At 65.4% G+C, this 15,342-nt stretch carries 17 protein-coding genes and 1 tRNA gene; 7 read left to right on the top strand and 11 right to left on the bottom strand.

What is annotated here, in order from left to right:
- Positions 1–201: 201 nt before the first annotated feature.
- Both GDN70_RS06455 and GDN70_RS06450 read right to left on the bottom strand, forming a co-directional pair.
- Positions 202–1,914 (bottom strand): cyclic nucleotide-binding domain-containing thioredoxin-disulfide reductase, encoded by a 1,713-nt coding sequence (locus GDN70_RS06455; RefSeq protein ID WP_097669117.1) that lies wholly within the window; start codon positions 1,912–1,914, stop codon positions 202–204.
- A 19-nt stretch (positions 1,915–1,933) separates the two neighbouring features.
- Entirely contained in the window at positions 1,934–2,122 is a 189-nt protein-coding gene (locus GDN70_RS06450; protein WP_038950680.1) for a hypothetical protein, read from the bottom strand.
- 316 nt (positions 2,123–2,438) lie between these two features.
- Between GDN70_RS06450 and GDN70_RS06445 the strand changes: the two genes are divergently transcribed.
- The 3 genes from GDN70_RS06445 (at position 2,439) to GDN70_RS35760 (ending at position 2,931) form a co-directional block, all read left to right on the top strand.
- Positions 2,439–2,513 (top strand) — tRNA-Thr (locus tag GDN70_RS06445).
- A gap of 76 nt (positions 2,514–2,589) precedes the next feature.
- Positions 2,590–2,817 carry a Rid family hydrolase gene (locus GDN70_RS06440; RefSeq protein WP_349643742.1) on the top strand — a complete coding sequence of 76 codons (228 nt, stop codon included), beginning with the start codon at positions 2,590–2,592 and terminating at the stop codon, positions 2,815–2,817.
- Positions 2,818–2,931: a RidA family protein gene (locus tag GDN70_RS35760; RefSeq protein WP_371731506.1), complete on the top strand. Its 114-nt coding sequence runs from the start codon at positions 2,818–2,820 to the stop codon at positions 2,929–2,931.
- A gap of 997 nt (positions 2,932–3,928) precedes the next feature.
- Here GDN70_RS35760 and GDN70_RS06430 read toward each other — a convergent pair.
- From GDN70_RS06430 to GDN70_RS06420, 3 genes are all read right to left on the bottom strand, one after another.
- The gene (locus GDN70_RS06430) at positions 3,929–4,405 is read right to left on the bottom strand and encodes a cyclic nucleotide-binding domain-containing protein (protein ID WP_095426820.1); all 477 of its coding nucleotides are present in this window, start codon (positions 4,403–4,405) and stop codon (positions 3,929–3,931) included.
- A 181-nt stretch (positions 4,406–4,586) separates the two neighbouring features.
- The gene (locus GDN70_RS06425; protein WP_038950678.1) at positions 4,587–5,225 is read right to left on the bottom strand and encodes a ferric reductase-like transmembrane domain-containing protein; all 639 of its coding nucleotides are present in this window, start codon (positions 5,223–5,225) and stop codon (positions 4,587–4,589) included.
- Between the two features lie 12 nt (positions 5,226–5,237).
- A complete protein-coding gene (locus GDN70_RS06420; RefSeq protein ID WP_038950677.1) occupies positions 5,238–5,726 on the bottom strand; it encodes a twin-arginine translocation pathway signal in 489 nt (162 codons plus the stop codon).
- Between the two features lie 423 nt (positions 5,727–6,149).
- On the opposite strand from GDN70_RS06420, the gene GDN70_RS06415 reads away from it, so the two are divergent.
- The gene (locus GDN70_RS06415) at positions 6,150–7,157 is read left to right on the top strand and encodes an LLM class flavin-dependent oxidoreductase (RefSeq protein ID WP_038950676.1); all 1,008 of its coding nucleotides are present in this window, start codon (positions 6,150–6,152) and stop codon (positions 7,155–7,157) included.
- Positions 7,158–7,243: 86 nt separating this feature from the next.
- Here GDN70_RS06415 and GDN70_RS06410 read toward each other — a convergent pair whose 3' ends face one another.
- From GDN70_RS06410 to GDN70_RS06385, 6 genes are read right to left on the bottom strand one after another with little or no spacing between them, the layout of a single operon-like run.
- Positions 7,244–8,119: an amidohydrolase gene (locus tag GDN70_RS06410; protein WP_038950675.1), complete on the bottom strand. Its 876-nt coding sequence runs from the start codon at positions 8,117–8,119 to the stop codon at positions 7,244–7,246.
- 11 nt (positions 8,120–8,130) lie between these two features.
- A complete protein-coding gene (locus tag GDN70_RS06405; protein ID WP_038950673.1) occupies positions 8,131–8,517 on the bottom strand; it encodes a RidA family protein in 387 nt (128 codons plus the stop codon).
- Positions 8,518–8,542: 25 nt separating this feature from the next.
- The gene (hpaH, locus tag GDN70_RS06400; RefSeq protein ID WP_095426810.1) at positions 8,543–9,346 is read right to left on the bottom strand and encodes a 2-oxo-hept-4-ene-1,7-dioate hydratase; all 804 of its coding nucleotides are present in this window, start codon (positions 9,344–9,346) and stop codon (positions 8,543–8,545) included.
- Positions 9,347–9,349: 3 nt separating this feature from the next.
- Complete coding sequence (locus tag GDN70_RS06395) at positions 9,350–10,210, bottom strand: fumarylacetoacetate hydrolase family protein (protein WP_152102305.1); 861 nt, start codon at positions 10,208–10,210, stop codon at positions 9,350–9,352.
- 44 nt (positions 10,211–10,254) lie between these two features.
- Positions 10,255–10,872 (bottom strand): flavin reductase family protein, encoded by a 618-nt coding sequence (locus GDN70_RS06390; RefSeq protein WP_152102304.1) that lies wholly within the window; start codon positions 10,870–10,872, stop codon positions 10,255–10,257.
- Between the two features lie 3 nt (positions 10,873–10,875).
- On the bottom strand, positions 10,876–11,841 hold the full coding sequence (locus GDN70_RS06385) for a tripartite tricarboxylate transporter substrate binding protein (protein ID WP_152102303.1): 966 nt from the start codon (positions 11,839–11,841) through the stop codon (positions 10,876–10,878).
- A 127-nt stretch (positions 11,842–11,968) separates the two neighbouring features.
- Here GDN70_RS06385 and GDN70_RS06380 point away from each other — a divergent pair, with 127 nt between their 5' ends.
- From GDN70_RS06380 to GDN70_RS06370, 3 genes are all read left to right on the top strand, one after another.
- Positions 11,969–12,760, top strand: a complete 792-nt coding sequence (locus GDN70_RS06380) for an IclR family transcriptional regulator (RefSeq protein WP_173015763.1) — start codon at positions 11,969–11,971, stop codon at positions 12,758–12,760.
- A 385-nt stretch (positions 12,761–13,145) separates the two neighbouring features.
- A complete protein-coding gene (locus GDN70_RS06375) occupies positions 13,146–14,441 on the top strand; it encodes an O-acetylhomoserine aminocarboxypropyltransferase (RefSeq protein WP_152102302.1) in 1,296 nt (431 codons plus the stop codon).
- A gap of 4 nt (positions 14,442–14,445) precedes the next feature.
- On the top strand, positions 14,446–15,228 hold the full coding sequence (locus GDN70_RS06370; RefSeq protein WP_152102301.1) for an alpha/beta fold hydrolase: 783 nt from the start codon (positions 14,446–14,448) through the stop codon (positions 15,226–15,228).
- The last annotated feature ends 114 nt before the right edge of the window (positions 15,229–15,342 follow it).

Genomic DNA, 15,342 nt, shown 5'->3' with positions numbered 1-15,342 from the left:
TTTTTTAAACTGTTCTGTCAGATCCTCATGGTGAGGAGCGTGCGAAGCACGCGTCTCGAACCATGCAGGCCCAGATGCAGCCGGGCCTGCATCCTTCGAGACGCGCTGCGCGCGCTCCTCAGGATGAGGGAAGATAGTCACGCATGACGCGGCGCAATGGCAAGTCCCATTCGTCTTGCCATCTGCTTGTCTTCTGCTCGGCTAAAGCGCCGGTTTTGCGGCGTCGCCGAGATAGCCGTGCAGGGAGGCCACGACCTGGGCACCCTCGCCGATCGCGCCGCCGACGCGCTTGACCGAACCGGAGCGGACGTCGCCGACGGCATAGACGCCGGGCACGGAGGTCTCCAGCGGCGCCACCAGCCTGCCCTGGTTCTGCTCGGACTGCGCGCCCGTCACGACGAAGCCGCCACGATCGAGCGTCACGCCGCAGCCGTCGAGCCAGGCGGTGGCGGGATCGGCGCCGACGAACAGAAAGAGATTGCGGATGTCGGCAGAATCCTCGTCGTCGGACAGCCGGCTCTTCCAGCGGATGCGCCGCAGCAGCGCGGCCTCGTCGCCCTCGAGCGCTGATATCTCGGTGTTGAACATCAATTCGATGTTCGGGGTCGCTTCGATGCGCTCGATGAGATAGCGCGACATGCTGGCCCCCAGGCCGCCGCCGCGGATGATCATCAGCACTTTCTTGGCGTGCCCCGACAGGAACACGGCCGCCTGACCTGCCGAATTGCCGGCACCGACGAGGGCCACCTCCTCGCCGGCGCAGAGCCGCGCCTCGACCGGCGAGGCCCAGTACCAGACGCCGCGTCCCTCGAACTTGTCGAGGTTCGCGATCTCCGGCCGGCGATAGCGCGCACCGCTCGCAACCACGACCGCGCGCGAGCGCAGGGGATCGCAGCCGTCGAGCGCCACCGCGAATGCGCCGTCCTTGCGCGTGCAGTCGAGCGACTTCACCGTCACCGGAATCATGATGTCGGCGCCGAACTTCTGCGCCTGGGTGAACGCGCGCGCGGTCAGGGCCTGGCCCGAGATACCGGTCGGAAAGCCCAGATAATTTTCGATGCGCGCGCTGGCGCCGGCCTGGCCGCCGAAGGCACGGATGTCGAGCACCGCGACGGACAGCCCTTCGGACGCCGCATACACGGCGGTGGCGAGCCCGGCCGGTCCGCAGCCGACGACCGCAACGTCGTAGATGCGGCCGTCCTTGGCCCCGCCGATCATGCCGATGGCGCGAGCAAGCTCGGTCTCGCTGGGGTTGCGCAGCACCGCGCCGCTCGCGGCGACGACCAGCGGCCAGTCTTCGGGTTTCGGCGAATAACGCGCGATCAATTCGCCCGCGTCGGGATCCCGATCGGGATCGAGCAGATGATGCGGCTGACCGTTGCGGGTGAGAAACCCCTGCAACCGCACCACGCCGGCGGAGTTCGACGGCCCGATCAGCACCGGACCGCCGATGCCGCCCTGGATCAGATTGACCCGGCGCAGGATCAGCGCGCGCATGATGCGCTCGCCAAGCTCGGCCTCGGCGACCAGCAGCGCGCGCAGCCGCTCCGGCGGCAACAGCAGCGTCTCGACATCGCCCTCGGCGCGGCCGTCGACCAGCGCCGGCTGTCCGGAGAGCTGGCTGAGCTCGGCCAGAAATTGCCCAGGCCCCTGGTCGATGACGGGAGTGACGTGACCGAGGCCATCGCGCTGGGTGATGGCGACATGGCCCTTCAGCACCACGAACATGCCGGGCCCGGGCTTGCCGGTCTCGAACAGGAACTCGCCGTCCGCGTAGCTGCGGGCCTCGCCGAAATGCCTGACACGCTCGATCTCGGCCGGCGTCAGCGTCGGAAAGGTCTGCTCGGGGCGGGTGAAGCGCGACATCAGCGCCTCGTCACCGGTTGGTTGCTGCCCGTTCTGCCCCATCGTCATTCTCGCTCATTCCAAATTCTTAGGTGCCGGCTTTGCCGGCGGTCCCCTCATTTAGGGAACCATCGTCATTCTGCGAGGGGTCGGTGCTTGCGGCGCGTTCGCGCGCCTGCAGCTTCCGCCGCTTCAGGTTTTCGCGCAGCGCCGATTTCAAGCGGTCGTCGCGGGACGTCCTCGCCTGGTTCGTGCTCTTGTCGGTCTCGTCGGCCATCACGGATCCATCACAACGGTCGGCGGCAGGATGCCACCGAATGGCGACAGCTCAAGAGGCCGGCGCGATCCATTCGTGCGAAACGCGAAATGGATCGAATCCGAGGCCTGGGGCAACTGGCCAGTTGGCGGGGGATATCGGAGCCCGAATCGCCGGAAAGTCGGTGGTTTCGCGCCGAAACGGGCATTTTGCCCCTGATATCGGCCCGATTTTCTCGGTTTGACGGGCCGAGCAAGCTTGCACAGGAGGGGGGCTTGTGGCAGATATCGGCCCGCTTGGTAGCGCCCCTCGGGCGCCCGATTCTTCACCAGCACATGCTGCCGTAGCTCAGTGGTAGAGCACTCCATTGGTAATGGAGAGGTCGACAGTTCAATCCTGTCTGGCAGCACCATTTTTCCCCATTGAAGCGAGCCCTCCACTTGGCAGCCCCATTTGGCAGCGAGCCCGCAACACCCACGGATGCGATCGTGATCACACGTTCCCTGCCCTATGAAGGACTGCTCCACGAAATCGTCGAGCATAATGGCGTGCTTTATCTCGGCGGCATCGTCCCTGAAAATGCGGGGCTCGATATGGCGGGCCAGGCCGACGATGTGCTGAAGACTCTGCTCGATGGGGCCGGCTCCGATCTCTCCTGCGTTCTGCAGGTGACGATCTTTATGGCTGATCTCGCCGACAAGGCGGCGTTCAATTAGGTGTGGAAGCGCTATTTCATTGCCGACAATCTGCCAGCGCGTGCGGCCATTGGCGTTGCGGATCTCGGCCCGGGCGTCAGGCTGGAGCTGACGGCGATCGCCGCCCGCCGCTGACTGGAGCGACACGGGCGAGGCGAGATCCCTCCGTCATTCCAGTGTTCACACATCAAGCAACGTTCTCGCGGCGCGAAGCGTCCGAGTTTTGCTGTATTCCTTGACCCTCTTCCTTGAAGAGGGCGCAGGGAAGACCGGGTGCCGGCTGGCACCCATGACCCGCTGCGCGAAGAATTTGCACACGCAAATGCGCAGGCGGACAACAGGTGGGCCGGAAAACACCCGGCCTTCCCTGCGCGATGGGTTGACGGCTTATGCCTGCTCTCCCCGGAGCCGAGTTCCTTCTGGCCTCCGTCACCTCGCGAAAACCGACGCACCGCGTCCGGTTGGCCGATGCATCTTCGCGAAAGCTTGGCTGTAGCAACGACAGCCAGGACCACATGGTTTAGCCGTACGCAGCAGCGCCGTTCGTCACACGGAGAAGGACCTCACGAGGTTCACCCGCCCTGGTCCCGCCTTCCCGTGCCCGACGCAGCCGCGTCCACCGCACCCCAGTCCACGTTCGTTGCGACGTACGATCGCCCTCTCCATCGGGCCGGGATGGCGGGAATATGCCGCGAATCCGAATTTCGGTAAAGTGAAATATTTTTGCAAGGAGGGCTTGACGGGGTCTGGGGTGTTTTGCCCGACGGGTCGCGATTGGGCCGCGCAGGTAAGGTTAATCCTTCCTTTCGATTGTCGGTAAAGTTTTATCTATTATCGTCTTGCCGTGGATGATGAACCGGGGGCTCCGATAGTGTTTGCGTGTTGCCTGATCGTGACTGGGATTGCGTTGCTTCTCTCCGGCATCGTTGCCTTCGGCTTTCATAGAAACTCGCTGCACGCGATGGCGTTGCTGTAACCGGATCAGGGCGCCCGGCTCGCAGGATGGGTGTCGACTTGTCCTCCGTGGCTCAATGAGCGAAGGCGGAAGCGAAACCCACCAAGTCCTTTCGAGGCGGTGACGAAACATGATGGGTTTCGCAAGGGCTCTACCCATCCTACGCACTACGCACTATCAATTGTCGTTACCCGCAGCACGCCTCGCAAACCGATCATCTGCCCGACGCAGCCGTCGACACAGTTCGCGGTTGATGTTCTGCAGCACGATCACATAGGCGTGGATGTCGGCCTTGTAGCAGGCGTAGAGATTTTGGGCGGTCAGTTCGTACAGCACCGTCGGTGCCTCCGCGACAACCGTTGCCGAGCGATTTTGCATTTCGATCAGCGTCATCTCGCCGAAGAAGTCGCCGCGCTCCAGCACGGAAATCGGGATGACGCTCCCCGCATTCGTCCGTTTGCTCACCGCGAGCCGGCCGGATTTGACGATGAACAGCGAGCGGCCCGGCTCGCCCTCCGCCACGACGGTTGCGCCCGCGTCGAAGCGGCGCTCGACCAGCATCGACATCAGCAGGTCGAGACCTGGCTCCGGAAGGCCGCCGAAGAACGGCGTCGCGAGCAGGAACGCTTCCAGATCGGGGGCCGTGACAACCATTGCGCTAAGATACGCCCCGCCGCTATCTGCGGCAAGCAGAGCGGCGTGTTCCGTCATTGCGAGTCTAGCGAAGCAATCCAGAATCGGTCCGCAGCGACAGTCTGGATTGCTTGGTCGCATCGGCGCAAAATTGCTTCGCAATTTGTCGCGAGCTCCTCGCAATGCCTCGCAAATCCGCCGCTCACTGCCGCGCAGCGCTCTCCCCGCGCAGTTCCCTTCGCTTTCGCCACACCTGCAGGTCGATCATGGCTTTGATCGTCGCCGCGAGGACGGCCGCGCACAGCACGGCCTTCGAGATCGTCTCCATCGTTCCCTCGATCAGGAGGCAATGGACCACGCTGCCCGCGACGATGACGATCGCGAGGGGAATATGAATGATGCGCCAGGTGCGCGGTCGCAGCTCCAACCGCCGGCGCAGGGACGCCAGCAGCGCAACGATGAAGATGGCCCACATCGCGGTCACGCCAAAGGGCGAGAATGGCGTCGGCGATGAGAAGGTGAGAGCGTCGATCATGTCGGGCGGACTGGTGATCCAGAGGCCGGCGACGTGGATCAGCACCGCGAAGGCCAGCGCGCCGCCGATCCAGTGATGCGCGCGCCGTCCGCGATAGGCCGACAGCGGCGCCAGATATCCCCCGATCAGCAGCGGCTGAACCAGCACGAGACCGAGTGCGATGATCCCGGCGAAGCCGGCGAGGATATAGACCGGCCCGCGCCATGCGAGCTGCTCGCTTGTCGCAGCGGCAGCGATCGGCACGCCGATGGCCAGGGCGAGGGCAACCCAGATCAGGATCGCCCGGGCCGATCTCCACCCCGTCATTCGCTGGCCCGATCAGGCCGGCTGCAGGACGAAGTGCGCCTCGAGGCTGGTGTCCTTGGCGCTGCGCATCACCGGCCGCAGAAAGACGGTTTTGAATTCGCCGCTGTCATAGGCGAGGTGACCATGCGGCTGGCCGAAGATCGGAATGATCTGCGGCATCTCGAGCCGGAACTTGCCGTCCTTGTCGGTGAGCGTGGCGCCGTGGCTCTGCGGCTCGTGCTCCTGGCCTTCGGTCGTGTGCGCCCAGATCTGGATACGCTGCCCCGCGAGCGGAGCGCCGTCGCCGGCGCGGCGCACGGTGCCGCTCATCCAGAAACCACCCTTGCCGATCCGATCCACGATCGCCGCGCCCTTGCGGTAGTTGTTGGCGCCGCCCGACATCGTTTCCGTCGGCGCGAGGCCTGCCGCACGGGCCGGCAGCAGGAGGCCGGAAGCGCCGGCCGCCAGAACGGAGCCACCGGCGACGAGGAGATTGCGGCGATTGAATACGACCGTGGTCAGGTCAGTTCCTCCGGGCGGTCGGCGCGATCGCGCGCCGTGCGATGATTTCTCGTGCCCCGGACGCGGTGCAGCACGCAGTGATGAGCTGCAGAGCCGGGCCTAGCCAGATCGGTTCCGGCTCTGCGGAGCAGCGTTTCACGCTGCACCGCGTCCGGGACACGCGACTACCGGGCAATGGCTGCGCAAAACATACAACACCAGGCCAGAAACGCCCAGTTGCGGCGAAGGGCGCAACGGGTCGCAATAACAGTGTTGTGAACGAGCGCGCGGCCGCTCGAACAGCTTCGCAGAATGGTTCAAGCGGAGCGAAACCCATCTGGCTCGTTCGACGGCGAAGGATGTTGGGTTTCGCAAGTGCTCTACCCTTCCTGCCCACGGACACTACATGTGGTGGCACAGTTTCTTCCCACCGGTACCCTTCCCATGATCCCCTTCTCCGTGCTCGACCTCGCGCCGATTTGCCAGGGCGGCGACGCCGCGCAGGCGTTCCGCAACTCGCTGGATCTCGCCCGGCACGCGGAAGGCTGGGGCTTCAAGCGGTTCTGGCTCGCCGAGCATCACAACATGACGGGCATCGCGAGCGCGGCGACGTCGGTGGTGATCGGGCATATCGCGGGCGGCACCAGGACGATCCGCGTCGGCTCCGGCGGCGTCATGCTGCCGAACCATTCGCCGCTGGTCATCGCCGAGCAGTTCGGCACGCTGGAATCGCTCTATCCCGGGCGGATCGACCTCGGGCTCGGGCGCGCGCCGGGCACCGACCAGTTCACCGCGCGGGCGATGCGGCGCGACCTTGCCGCCGCGTCCGAGAATTTTCCGCATGACGTGCTGGAGTTGCAGGCGCTGCTTGGCGATGTGCAGCCGAACCAGGCGATCCGTGCCGTGCCCGGCATGGGGACCAAGGTGCCGCTGTGGATTTTGGGATCGAGCACGTTTGGCGCGCAGCTTGCCGCAATGCTCGGGCTGCCGTTCGCCTTCGCCTCGCATTTCGCGCCGCAGATGATGATGCCGGCGCTGCGCGAATATCGCGCGCGCTTCGAGCCGTCAGCGCAGCTCGACAAGCCCTATGCGATGGTCGGCGTCAACGTGTTCGCGGCCGATAGCGACGCGGAGGCGCAGCGGATGTTCTCCTCGCTGCAGCAGCAGTTCATCAATTTGCGCCGCGGCACGCCCGGCCCGCTGCCGCCGCCTGTGGACGACATGGATGCGCTGTGGTCGCCGGCGGAAAAGGCCATGGTCGGCCAATCGCTGTCCTGCTCCGCGGTCGGCTCGCCTGATGTGGTCGAAGCGAAGCTGAAGGCGCTGATCACTGATACCGGCGCGGACGAGCTGATCACCACCGGGCAGATCTACGACCACACCGCGCGGCTGCGCTCGTTCGAGATCGCGGCGCAGGTGCGCGATCGGCTGGCGCAACAGCCGGCGGCGTGAGCGCGATCGAGCGCCCCCGCCAGAAGTGCGCCCTCTCCCGCCGGCGGGGGAGGGAGTGCACCGCGTTTGTGGCGACAACTCGAATTCTAATCCGGAAAGCCGAACAGCATTGCCGGATTGTGGACGAGAATCTTCTCCAGCTCCGTCTGGTCGGGCGCGTAGCGGTACATCAGCTCGAGCAGATCGGCGTCGTTGGGCGGCTGCTTCACGGAGACCGGGTGCGGCCAGTCGCTGGCCCAGACGCAGCGGTCGACGGCGGCCTCGATATAGGCGCGCGCGATCGGGATCACGTCGTCGTAAGGAGCGCCGGCTTTCGAGGTCTTCTCGCCGAGCGACAGCATGACCCAGAAATTGCCCTTCTCGAGCAGCTCCAGCATCTTGCGCAAATTCGGATCGTTCCTGCCGGCCTCGGGATCAGGGCGCGCCATGTGATCGATCAGCACGGGGACGTCGAGATTTTCGTATTTGGCGACGCTCGACATGATACCGTCCTTCTCCGGCTGGATCTTGACGTACCAGCCGAGCTCGCGAATGCGCGCAATCGCGCGGGCGAAATCGGCATCCGACAGCACGGCGCCGAGCTCCTGGCGGAAGCTGAAGCGCGCGCCGCGAACGCCGGCGTCATGCAGCCTGGCGAGATAGGCGTCGTTCGCCTCCGCGAACACCAGCGCGTTGGCGCAGCCGCGATAGTTCGGACCCATCGCTTTGAGCCCGTCGAGCACGACGGCGTGGTCGGCGCCGTAGGTCGTGGTCTGCACGATGATGCCGCGCTCGATGCCGAGCGTCTTGTGCACGCGCAGCGCAGCCTCCCAGGTCGCAGTCGGCATCCGATAGGCCGCACCGGGGCGCTCCGGATATTTGTCGATGGGCCCCAGCACATGAAACTGGCTGTCGACGGTCTTTGGCGGCGGCGCCTTGACCGGGCGGCGCGGATTGGGATCGAACGGCAAATAGGTCGGCATGCGATGCTCCTTCAGTCGATCACGGCGGTGAAGTCGCACTGCACCAGCGCGCCGCCGTCCATATTGTCCATCGGCAGCGCGTGACGTGCCGGGCGGGAATGCTCGTCCGGAAACATCTTGAGCCATTCGACATTGACGGGACCGCGCTGCGTGCGGTCCTTCAGCCACACCGTCATCTTGATGATGTCGTCGGTGCTGCCGCCGGCGGCTTCCACGATCGCCTTCATATGCGCGAACATGTTGGCGCATTGGGCATCCAGGCTCTCGGGCATCGCGTTGGTCGCGGGATCGCGGCCGAGGATGACGCCGGACATCACGAGATTGCCGATGCGGCAGGCGTTCGGAATCGGATTGACGTGCTTGAAGCCGCCGATGTGGATGCTCTTGCGCCGTGTCATGCTGCGCTCCCTTTTGCTTACTGCTTCAGACGAACTGGCACGACACCGAGCCGAACGGACCGTAGTCGGCATGGAAGGTGTCGCCGCGGCGGATGTCGACGGGGCGCGTGAACGAGCCCGCCAACACGACTTCGCCGGCCTTGAGATGCTCGTCATGCGGCGCGAGGCGGTTGGCGAGCCAGGCGATGCCGTTGGCGGGGTGATTGAGCACGCCGGCAGCAAGCCCGGTTTCCTCGACCTCGCCGTTGCGGAACAGAAGCGCGCCGATCCAGCGCAGATCCGCATCGAGCGGGCGGAACGGCCGGCCGCCGAGCACCAGCGCCGCATTCGCCGCGTTGTCCGAGATCGTGTCCATGACCTTTCGCGTCTTGCCGGTCTCGGGATCGACGCGGTGCATGCGCGTTTCAAGAATCTCCAGCGCCGGCGTGACGTAGTCGGTGGCGTTGAGCACGTCGAAGATGGTGCAGTCGGGACCGCGCAGCGGCGCCTTCAGCACGAAGGCGAGCTCGACCTCGATCCGCGGCGCGTGGAAGCGATCGAACGGAATCGGCGTGGCGTCGGCATAGAACATATCGGCGAACAGCACGCCGTAATCCGGCTCGCTGATGCCGACCGCATTCTGCATCGCCTTCGAGGTCAGGCCGATCTTGTGGCCCTTGATGACCCGGCCGCGGCCGAGCTGGAGTTTTGTCCAGCTGCGCTGGACGGCGTAGGCATCCTCGATGGCGAAATCGGGATAGTCCTTCGTGAACATCGGGATCAGCGTCTTGGTGCGCTCGGCTTCATCCAGGCGCGCGGCGAGCCGTTCGATCGTGGCGGCATCGAGCATGGTCTACTGCTCCGCCGCGACGGTGTTGCGCAGCATGCCGATGCGGCTGGACTCGACCTCGACGACGTCGCCAACCTTCAGCCAGCGCGGCGGATCGAAGCGAACACCCGCCCCCGTCGGCGTGCCAGTCACGATCATGTCGCCGGGCTTCAGCGTCGCGAAGGTCGAGAGATAGGAGATCAGATAATCGAACGGAAACATCAGCCGCTCGGTGGTGTCCTGCTGCCGCACCTCGCCATTGACGCGCGTGGTGATGTCATGCGGGCCGCGCGGGTCGAGTTCGTCCGACGTGACAATCCACGGGCCGATGCTGCCGGAGCGGTCGAAATTCTTGCCTTGCGTGACGTTGAACTTGCCGTGCCGCAGCCAGTCGCGAATCGTGCCCTCGTTGCACAGCGTCATGCCGAAGATGTGCCCCCACGCCTTCTCGCGCGGGATATGACGACCGCCCTGCCCGATCACGATGACGAGCTCGCCTTCATAGTCGAGCTGATCCGAAACCTTGGGCTTCTCGAGCGGCTGGCCGGAGCCCGTCATCGACGACATGCTGCGCACGAACAGGCTGGGATATTTGGGCAGGTCCGAATTGTCCTTGTACTCGGCATTGCGCTCGGCGTAGTTGACGCCGATGCACCAGAGCTTTTCCGGCGCCAGCACCGGCGGCAGCAGGACGAGATCGTCGAGCGCATAGTCCGGCGTCGCGCCCGCGATCGCTTCCTGCGCATCGGACAGCGCGTTGGCCGCGATCAGCGCCTTCACGTCGGAGAAGTCGCGGCCGATCCGCCTGGTCAGATCGATCACGCCGTCAGCGACGGCCGCGCCGTAGCGCGCCTCTCCGTCCACGAGATAGCTCAGGAGTCGCATGGTCGTTCTCCAATTTGTGTCGGGCAGCGCGGCTGGCGGCGCGCTCAGTCTTTCGATTTGGGCGTCTGAAATACGGTGTTCAGCGTCACGATCTCGCCGAGGCGGGCGTAACGGGGACCGCCGATGCGCGCGATCGGGTCGAGCGCCTTGGTCTCGACCTTGCCGTCGTTCACGAGGCCGTCGCGCAAATGGAACATCACGACCTCACCGACGATCAGCCGGCTCTTGGCCTCGCCGAACTCGAGGCACTGGCGGAAGCGGCATTCCATCGCGACCGGCGCGGCGGCAAGCCGCGGCACCTTGATGCGCTCGCTCGGAATTGTTTCCAGGCCGAGATGCTCGACCTCACTGATTTCAGGCGGATGCTCGACCGATGAGTCGTGCACCGCCGACATCAGCGGCGTATCGGCGATGTGGATGACGTATTCCTCGGTGTCGAGGATGTTGTGCGCGGTGTCCTTGTAGTCGGCGCCCTTGCGGCCGACGCTGATGGCGAGCATCGGCGGCTTCTGCGAGACGAAGGTGAAGGCGCTGAACGGCGCGAGGTTGAGCACGCCCGTGGCTGACAGACTGGTCACCCAGGCGATCGGACGCGGCACCACGATGCCGGTCATCAGGCGGTAGATGCGCTCGGCGCCGAGCTCGGTGGGATCGATCCGCATCGATCAATCCGCCCTGATGTTGGCCTTGCGCACCACCGGAATCCACTTGGCGTCCTCGCGCTCGAGGTAGGCCTTGAACTCGTCCGGCGTCATCGGCGTGGCTTCGCCGCCGAGCTTTTCGAATTTGTCGACTACGGCAGGATCCTTCAGGATCGCAACCAGCGTCTCGTGCAGCTTGTCGATGACGGGCGCCGGCGTGCCCGCGGGCGCGAACAGGCCCGTAAACGTCTGGCCATCGAAATCCTTGTAGCCGAGCTCGGCGAAGGTCGGCACGTCGGGCAGCGATTTCAGCCGGTGCGGGCTGGTGACGGCGAGCGCGCGAAACAGGCCGGCCTTGATGTGCTGGAGGCTGACCGTGAGCTGGTCGAACGCGAACTGCACCTGGCCGCCGAGCAGATCGTTGATCGCCGGCGCATTGCCGCGATAATGCGCGGTGACCCATTGCAGCTCGAGGTTCGACTGCATCAGCTCGCTGAGCAGATGGTTGGTGGTGCCGGGGCCGGGCGAGGCCATGGTCAACTTGCCGGGCTCGCGTTTGGCGAGATCGAGGAATTCCTTCAGCGTCGTCGCCTGCACCGACGGATGCACCTCGAGCACCAGCGGTGTCATCGAGATGGTCGAGATCGGCATGAAGTCCTTTTTCCAATTATAGGCTTCGCGCTTGTTAATCTCGGTTGCGAACAGCACCGGGCCGTTGGCGCCGACGAACAGCGTGTAGCCGTCGGGCGCGGATTTCGCGAACGCCTCGCCCGCGATCATGCCGCCGGCGCCGGCCTTGTTCTCGATGATGAAGGGCTGGCCGAGCTTTTCCTGAAGCTTGTCGGCGACGATGCGCGCGGCGCTGTCGACATTGCCGCCGGCCGGATAAGGCACGATCAGCTTGACGCTGCGGGCCGGCCATTGCTGGCCCGACGCGGGCCCTGCCAGCATCGCGGTGGCGGCAGCTATGGCAATCCAGATTAATCTCATGTTAACCTCCCGGCAGCGCTTCCAATTCCATGTCGCGTGCGGCGATGCGCACGGCAGCTCGATCGGGGCGCAATCTCCAGATGCGCGCTTGTCCTGTCGAGTGAATTGTGGCGTTCTTGTCCATATTATGGACAAGACGCGAATCGCCCGCAACGCGATATCACCGCGGCAGGGCGCGCAGGCGATCCGGCGCGCCCTCGCCGTGCTACGCATTCTTGCCGCGGGTCGCGAGGACGGTGTGCCATTGGCCGAGGTGATCCGGGCGACCGGTCTCACCCGTCCGACCGTGCATCGCATCATCCATGTGCTGATCGAGGAAGGCATCGTCGAGCGACACGAGCGGACCGGCCGCTACGCGATCGGCAACCAGGTGCCGGAGCTGGCGCTGGCACGGCCGCGGCCGTCGCGGCTGCTGATCGCCGCCAATCCATCGCTGCAACGTGCTTCCACCGAAATCGGCGACACGATGTTCCTGACGGTGCGCACCGGCAACGACACGCTGTGCGTCGATCGCAGGATCGGAATCTATCCGATCCAGGTGCTGTCGATCGAGGTCGGCGCGCGCCGGCCGCTCGGCGTCTCCAGTGCCGGCGTCGCCATCCTCGCCGCGATGCCGGCGCCGGAGGCGCGAAAGATCGTCGCAGCGAACGAGAAGCGGTTCGAGGCTTACAAGACCGATGTGGCGGCGGTCCTCGGCGAGGTCACCGCCGCGCGACGGCTCGGATACGGCCTGAGGGAAATCGGCCTCGTGCAGGGCACGAAATCGATCTCGACCTGGATCAAGACCCCGGATGGGCGACCGGCCGCCGCCATCACCGTTTCCGCCGTTCGAACGAGGCTCGGCCCCCGCCGCGAGCAGGAGGTCGCGGAGATCTTGTTACGGGAGGCGCGGAGTATCGAGCAGGCGATCGGGGGTTGAAGCGCGGACGGCGCCGTTTCACCTCGCCCCGCTCGCGGCAGGGCTATCGCATATGGATTTCACGAGGACCGCGGGCTTGCTCCGCCTCTCCCGCTTGCGGGAGAGGCCGACGCGCTCGCAGAGCGCGGCGGGTGAGGGTTCTCACCACTTGGGGACATCCTCCGCAATTCTCAACAATCCCAATGCGGAGGCAGCCCCCACCCCAGCCCTCCCCCGCAAGCGGGAGAGGGAGCCGACTGCCAATGCCGCCGCATCGTGCACACCATATACGATAGCCCAGCCGCAAGCGGGGCGAGGGGGCGCACCTTCTCTGCGAATGGGCTGACTTCGCGCGCATTTTTATGGCACAACGCCCCCTCCGCCGACCGACCAACGAGGCCCCCGCATGCCCGCGCCAAAACCGCCTGCCTTCGAGACCCTGAGCCTGCATGCGGGCCAGCATCCGGATCCCGTGACCGGAGCCCGCGCGGTCCCGATCTACCAGACCACGTCCTACGTGTTCCAGGATTCCGACCACGCCGCCGCACTGTTCAATCTGGAGCGCGCCGGCCACATCTATACGCGCATCTCCAATCCGACCACGGGCGTGCTGGAGGAGCGGCTGGCGGCGCTGGAGGGCGGCGTCGGCGCGATCTGCACTGCGAGCGGCATGGCCGCGCTGCATCTGGCGATCGCGACGCTGCTGAGCGCCGGCGATCACATCGTGGCGTCGAGCTCGCTCTATGGCGGCACCATCAACCTGCTGGCACACACGCTGCCGCGCTTCGGCATCACCACCACTTTCGTGAAACCGCGCGATCTCGATGCGTTCCGCGCGGCGATCAGGCCCAACACCAAGCTCGTGATCGGCGAGACCATCGGCAATCCCGGGCTGGAAGTGCTCGACATTCCCAAGGTCGCTCAGATCGCCCATGACGCAAAAATTCCGCTGCTGATCGACAACACCTTTGCCACGCCCTATCTCAGCCGGCCCATCGAGCTCGGGGCCGACATCGTCATGCATTCGGCAACCAAATGGATCGGCGGCCACGGTATCGCGATCGGCGGCGCCATCGTCGACGGCGGCCGCTTCGACTGGCGCGCATCGGGCAAGTTCGGCGTGCTGACCGAGCCCTATGGCGGCTATCACGGCATCGTCTTCGACGAGCAGTTCGGCACCGCGGCCTTCATCATGCGTGCGCGCACCGAAGGCTTGCGCGATTTCGGAGCCTGCCTGTCGCCGACCAACGCGTTCCAGCTTCTGCAGGGCGTCGAGACGCTGGGCGTGCGCATGGACCGTCACATGCAGAACACTCACCTCGTGCTGGAAGCCCTGAAGTCCAACAAGGCCGTCGACTGGGTGCTGCATCCCTCGCTGGAGACGCACACGGACTATCAGCTCGCCAAGCAACTGCTGCCGCGCGGTGCCGGCTCGATCATCTCCTTCGGCATCAAGGGCGGGCGGCCCGCGGGCCGCAAGTTCATCGAATCGCTGCGCATGATCAGCCATCTCGCCAATGTCGGCGACGCCAAGACGCTGGTGATCCACCCGGCCTCGACCACCCATCAGCAGATGGACGCCGAACAGCTCAAGGCGGCCGGCATCGGCGAGGAGCTGGTGCGGCTCTCGGTCGGCATCGAGACCGCCGGCGACATCATCGACGATCTCGCGCAGGCGCTGCGCATCTCGCAGAAGGTCTGACACCATGAAGCTCTCCGTCAACGGCCTTGATGTGTTTGCCGCAACCGGCGGCCGCGACTTCGACAAGTCCCTGCCCGCGGTCGTGTTCATCCACGGCGCCGGCTTCGATCATTCGACCTGGGCGCTGCATACGCGCTGGTTCGCCCATCACGATTTTTCCGTGCTGGCGCCTGATATGCCCGGCCACGGCCGCTCTAGCGGGCCTTCGCTCGGCAGCATCGCCGAGATGGCCGACTGGACCGCGGCGCTGCTCGATGCGGCGGGAGCTGCGAAGGCGCATCTGATCGGCCATTCCATGGGATCGCTGATCTCGCTGGAGACGGCGGCCCGTCACCCCGACAAGGTTTCCGCGCTGAGCCTGATCGGCACCGCCGCGACCATGACGGTCGGCCCGGATTTGTTGAAGGCCGCCGAGGCCAACTCGCAGGACGCCAACGACATGGTCTCGATCTGGGGCCTCGGATTCAACGCCGAGCTCGGCGGCAGTCTCGCGCCGGGCCTGTGGATGCATGGCGGCGCGCAGGCGGTGCTGAAGTCTTGCGAGCCGGGCGTGCTGTTCAGGGATCTGTCGGCCTGCAATGCCTACGCGAATGCGCTGACCGCTGCCGCGAGTGTGAAGGTGCCGACGACATTGATTCTCGGCGAACGCGACATGATGACGCCGGCGAAGGCGGGCAAGACGCTTGCGGCCGCCATCCCGCATGCGAAGACCGTCGTTGTGCCGGGCGCCGGCCACATGATCATGGCCGAGCGCCCGGATGAATTGCTGGCGGCGCTGAGGGGCTGAGAGTTCGGCCGCAAGAACTTCCACGGCGTCATGGCCGGGCTTGTCCCGGCCATCCACGATCTTTCTTGCAACACAAAGAACGTGGATGCCCGGGACAAGCCCGGGCATGACGCC

The sequence above is a fragment of the Bradyrhizobium sp. TM102 genome, assembly GCF_009176685.1.
Taxonomy (GTDB): domain Bacteria; phylum Pseudomonadota; class Alphaproteobacteria; order Rhizobiales; family Xanthobacteraceae; genus Bradyrhizobium; species Bradyrhizobium ottawaense.
The sequence above is the reverse complement of the archived record's forward strand: the minus strand, read 5'-3'. Positions and strand labels throughout refer to the sequence as shown.

Bases quoted from the DNA above. Each gene is read 5' to 3' on its own strand.
- GDN70_RS06455 (WP_097669117.1), bottom strand. From the start codon at position 1,914: ATGACGATGGGGCAGAACGGGCAGCAACCAACCGGTGACGAGGCGCTG.
- GDN70_RS06450 (WP_038950680.1), bottom strand. From the start codon at position 2,122: ATGGCCGACGAGACCGACAAGAGCACGAACCAGGCGAGGACGTCCCGC.
- GDN70_RS06430 (WP_095426820.1), bottom strand. From the start codon at position 4,405: ATGGTTGTCACGGCCCCCGATCTGGAAGCGTTCCTGCTCGCGACGCCG.
- GDN70_RS06425 (WP_038950678.1), bottom strand. From the start codon at position 5,225: ATGACGGGGTGGAGATCGGCCCGGGCGATCCTGATCTGGGTTGCCCTC.
- GDN70_RS06415 (WP_038950676.1), top strand. From the start codon at position 6,150: ATGATCCCCTTCTCCGTGCTCGACCTCGCGCCGATTTGCCAGGGCGGC.
- GDN70_RS06410 (WP_038950675.1), bottom strand. From the start codon at position 8,119: ATGCCGACCTATTTGCCGTTCGATCCCAATCCGCGCCGCCCGGTCAAG.
- GDN70_RS06405 (WP_038950673.1), bottom strand. From the start codon at position 8,517: ATGACACGGCGCAAGAGCATCCACATCGGCGGCTTCAAGCACGTCAAT.
- hpaH (WP_095426810.1), bottom strand. From the start codon at position 9,346: ATGCTCGATGCCGCCACGATCGAACGGCTCGCCGCGCGCCTGGATGAA.
- GDN70_RS06395 (WP_152102305.1), bottom strand. From the start codon at position 10,210: ATGCGACTCCTGAGCTATCTCGTGGACGGAGAGGCGCGCTACGGCGCG.
- GDN70_RS06390 (WP_152102304.1), bottom strand. From the start codon at position 10,872: ATGCGGATCGATCCCACCGAGCTCGGCGCCGAGCGCATCTACCGCCTG.
- GDN70_RS06385 (WP_152102303.1), bottom strand. From the start codon at position 11,841: ATGAGATTAATCTGGATTGCCATAGCTGCCGCCACCGCGATGCTGGCA.
- GDN70_RS06380 (WP_173015763.1), top strand. From the start codon at position 11,969: ATGGACAAGACGCGAATCGCCCGCAACGCGATATCACCGCGGCAGGGC.
- GDN70_RS06375 (WP_152102302.1), top strand. From the start codon at position 13,146: ATGCCCGCGCCAAAACCGCCTGCCTTCGAGACCCTGAGCCTGCATGCG.
- GDN70_RS06370 (WP_152102301.1), top strand. From the start codon at position 14,446: ATGAAGCTCTCCGTCAACGGCCTTGATGTGTTTGCCGCAACCGGCGGC.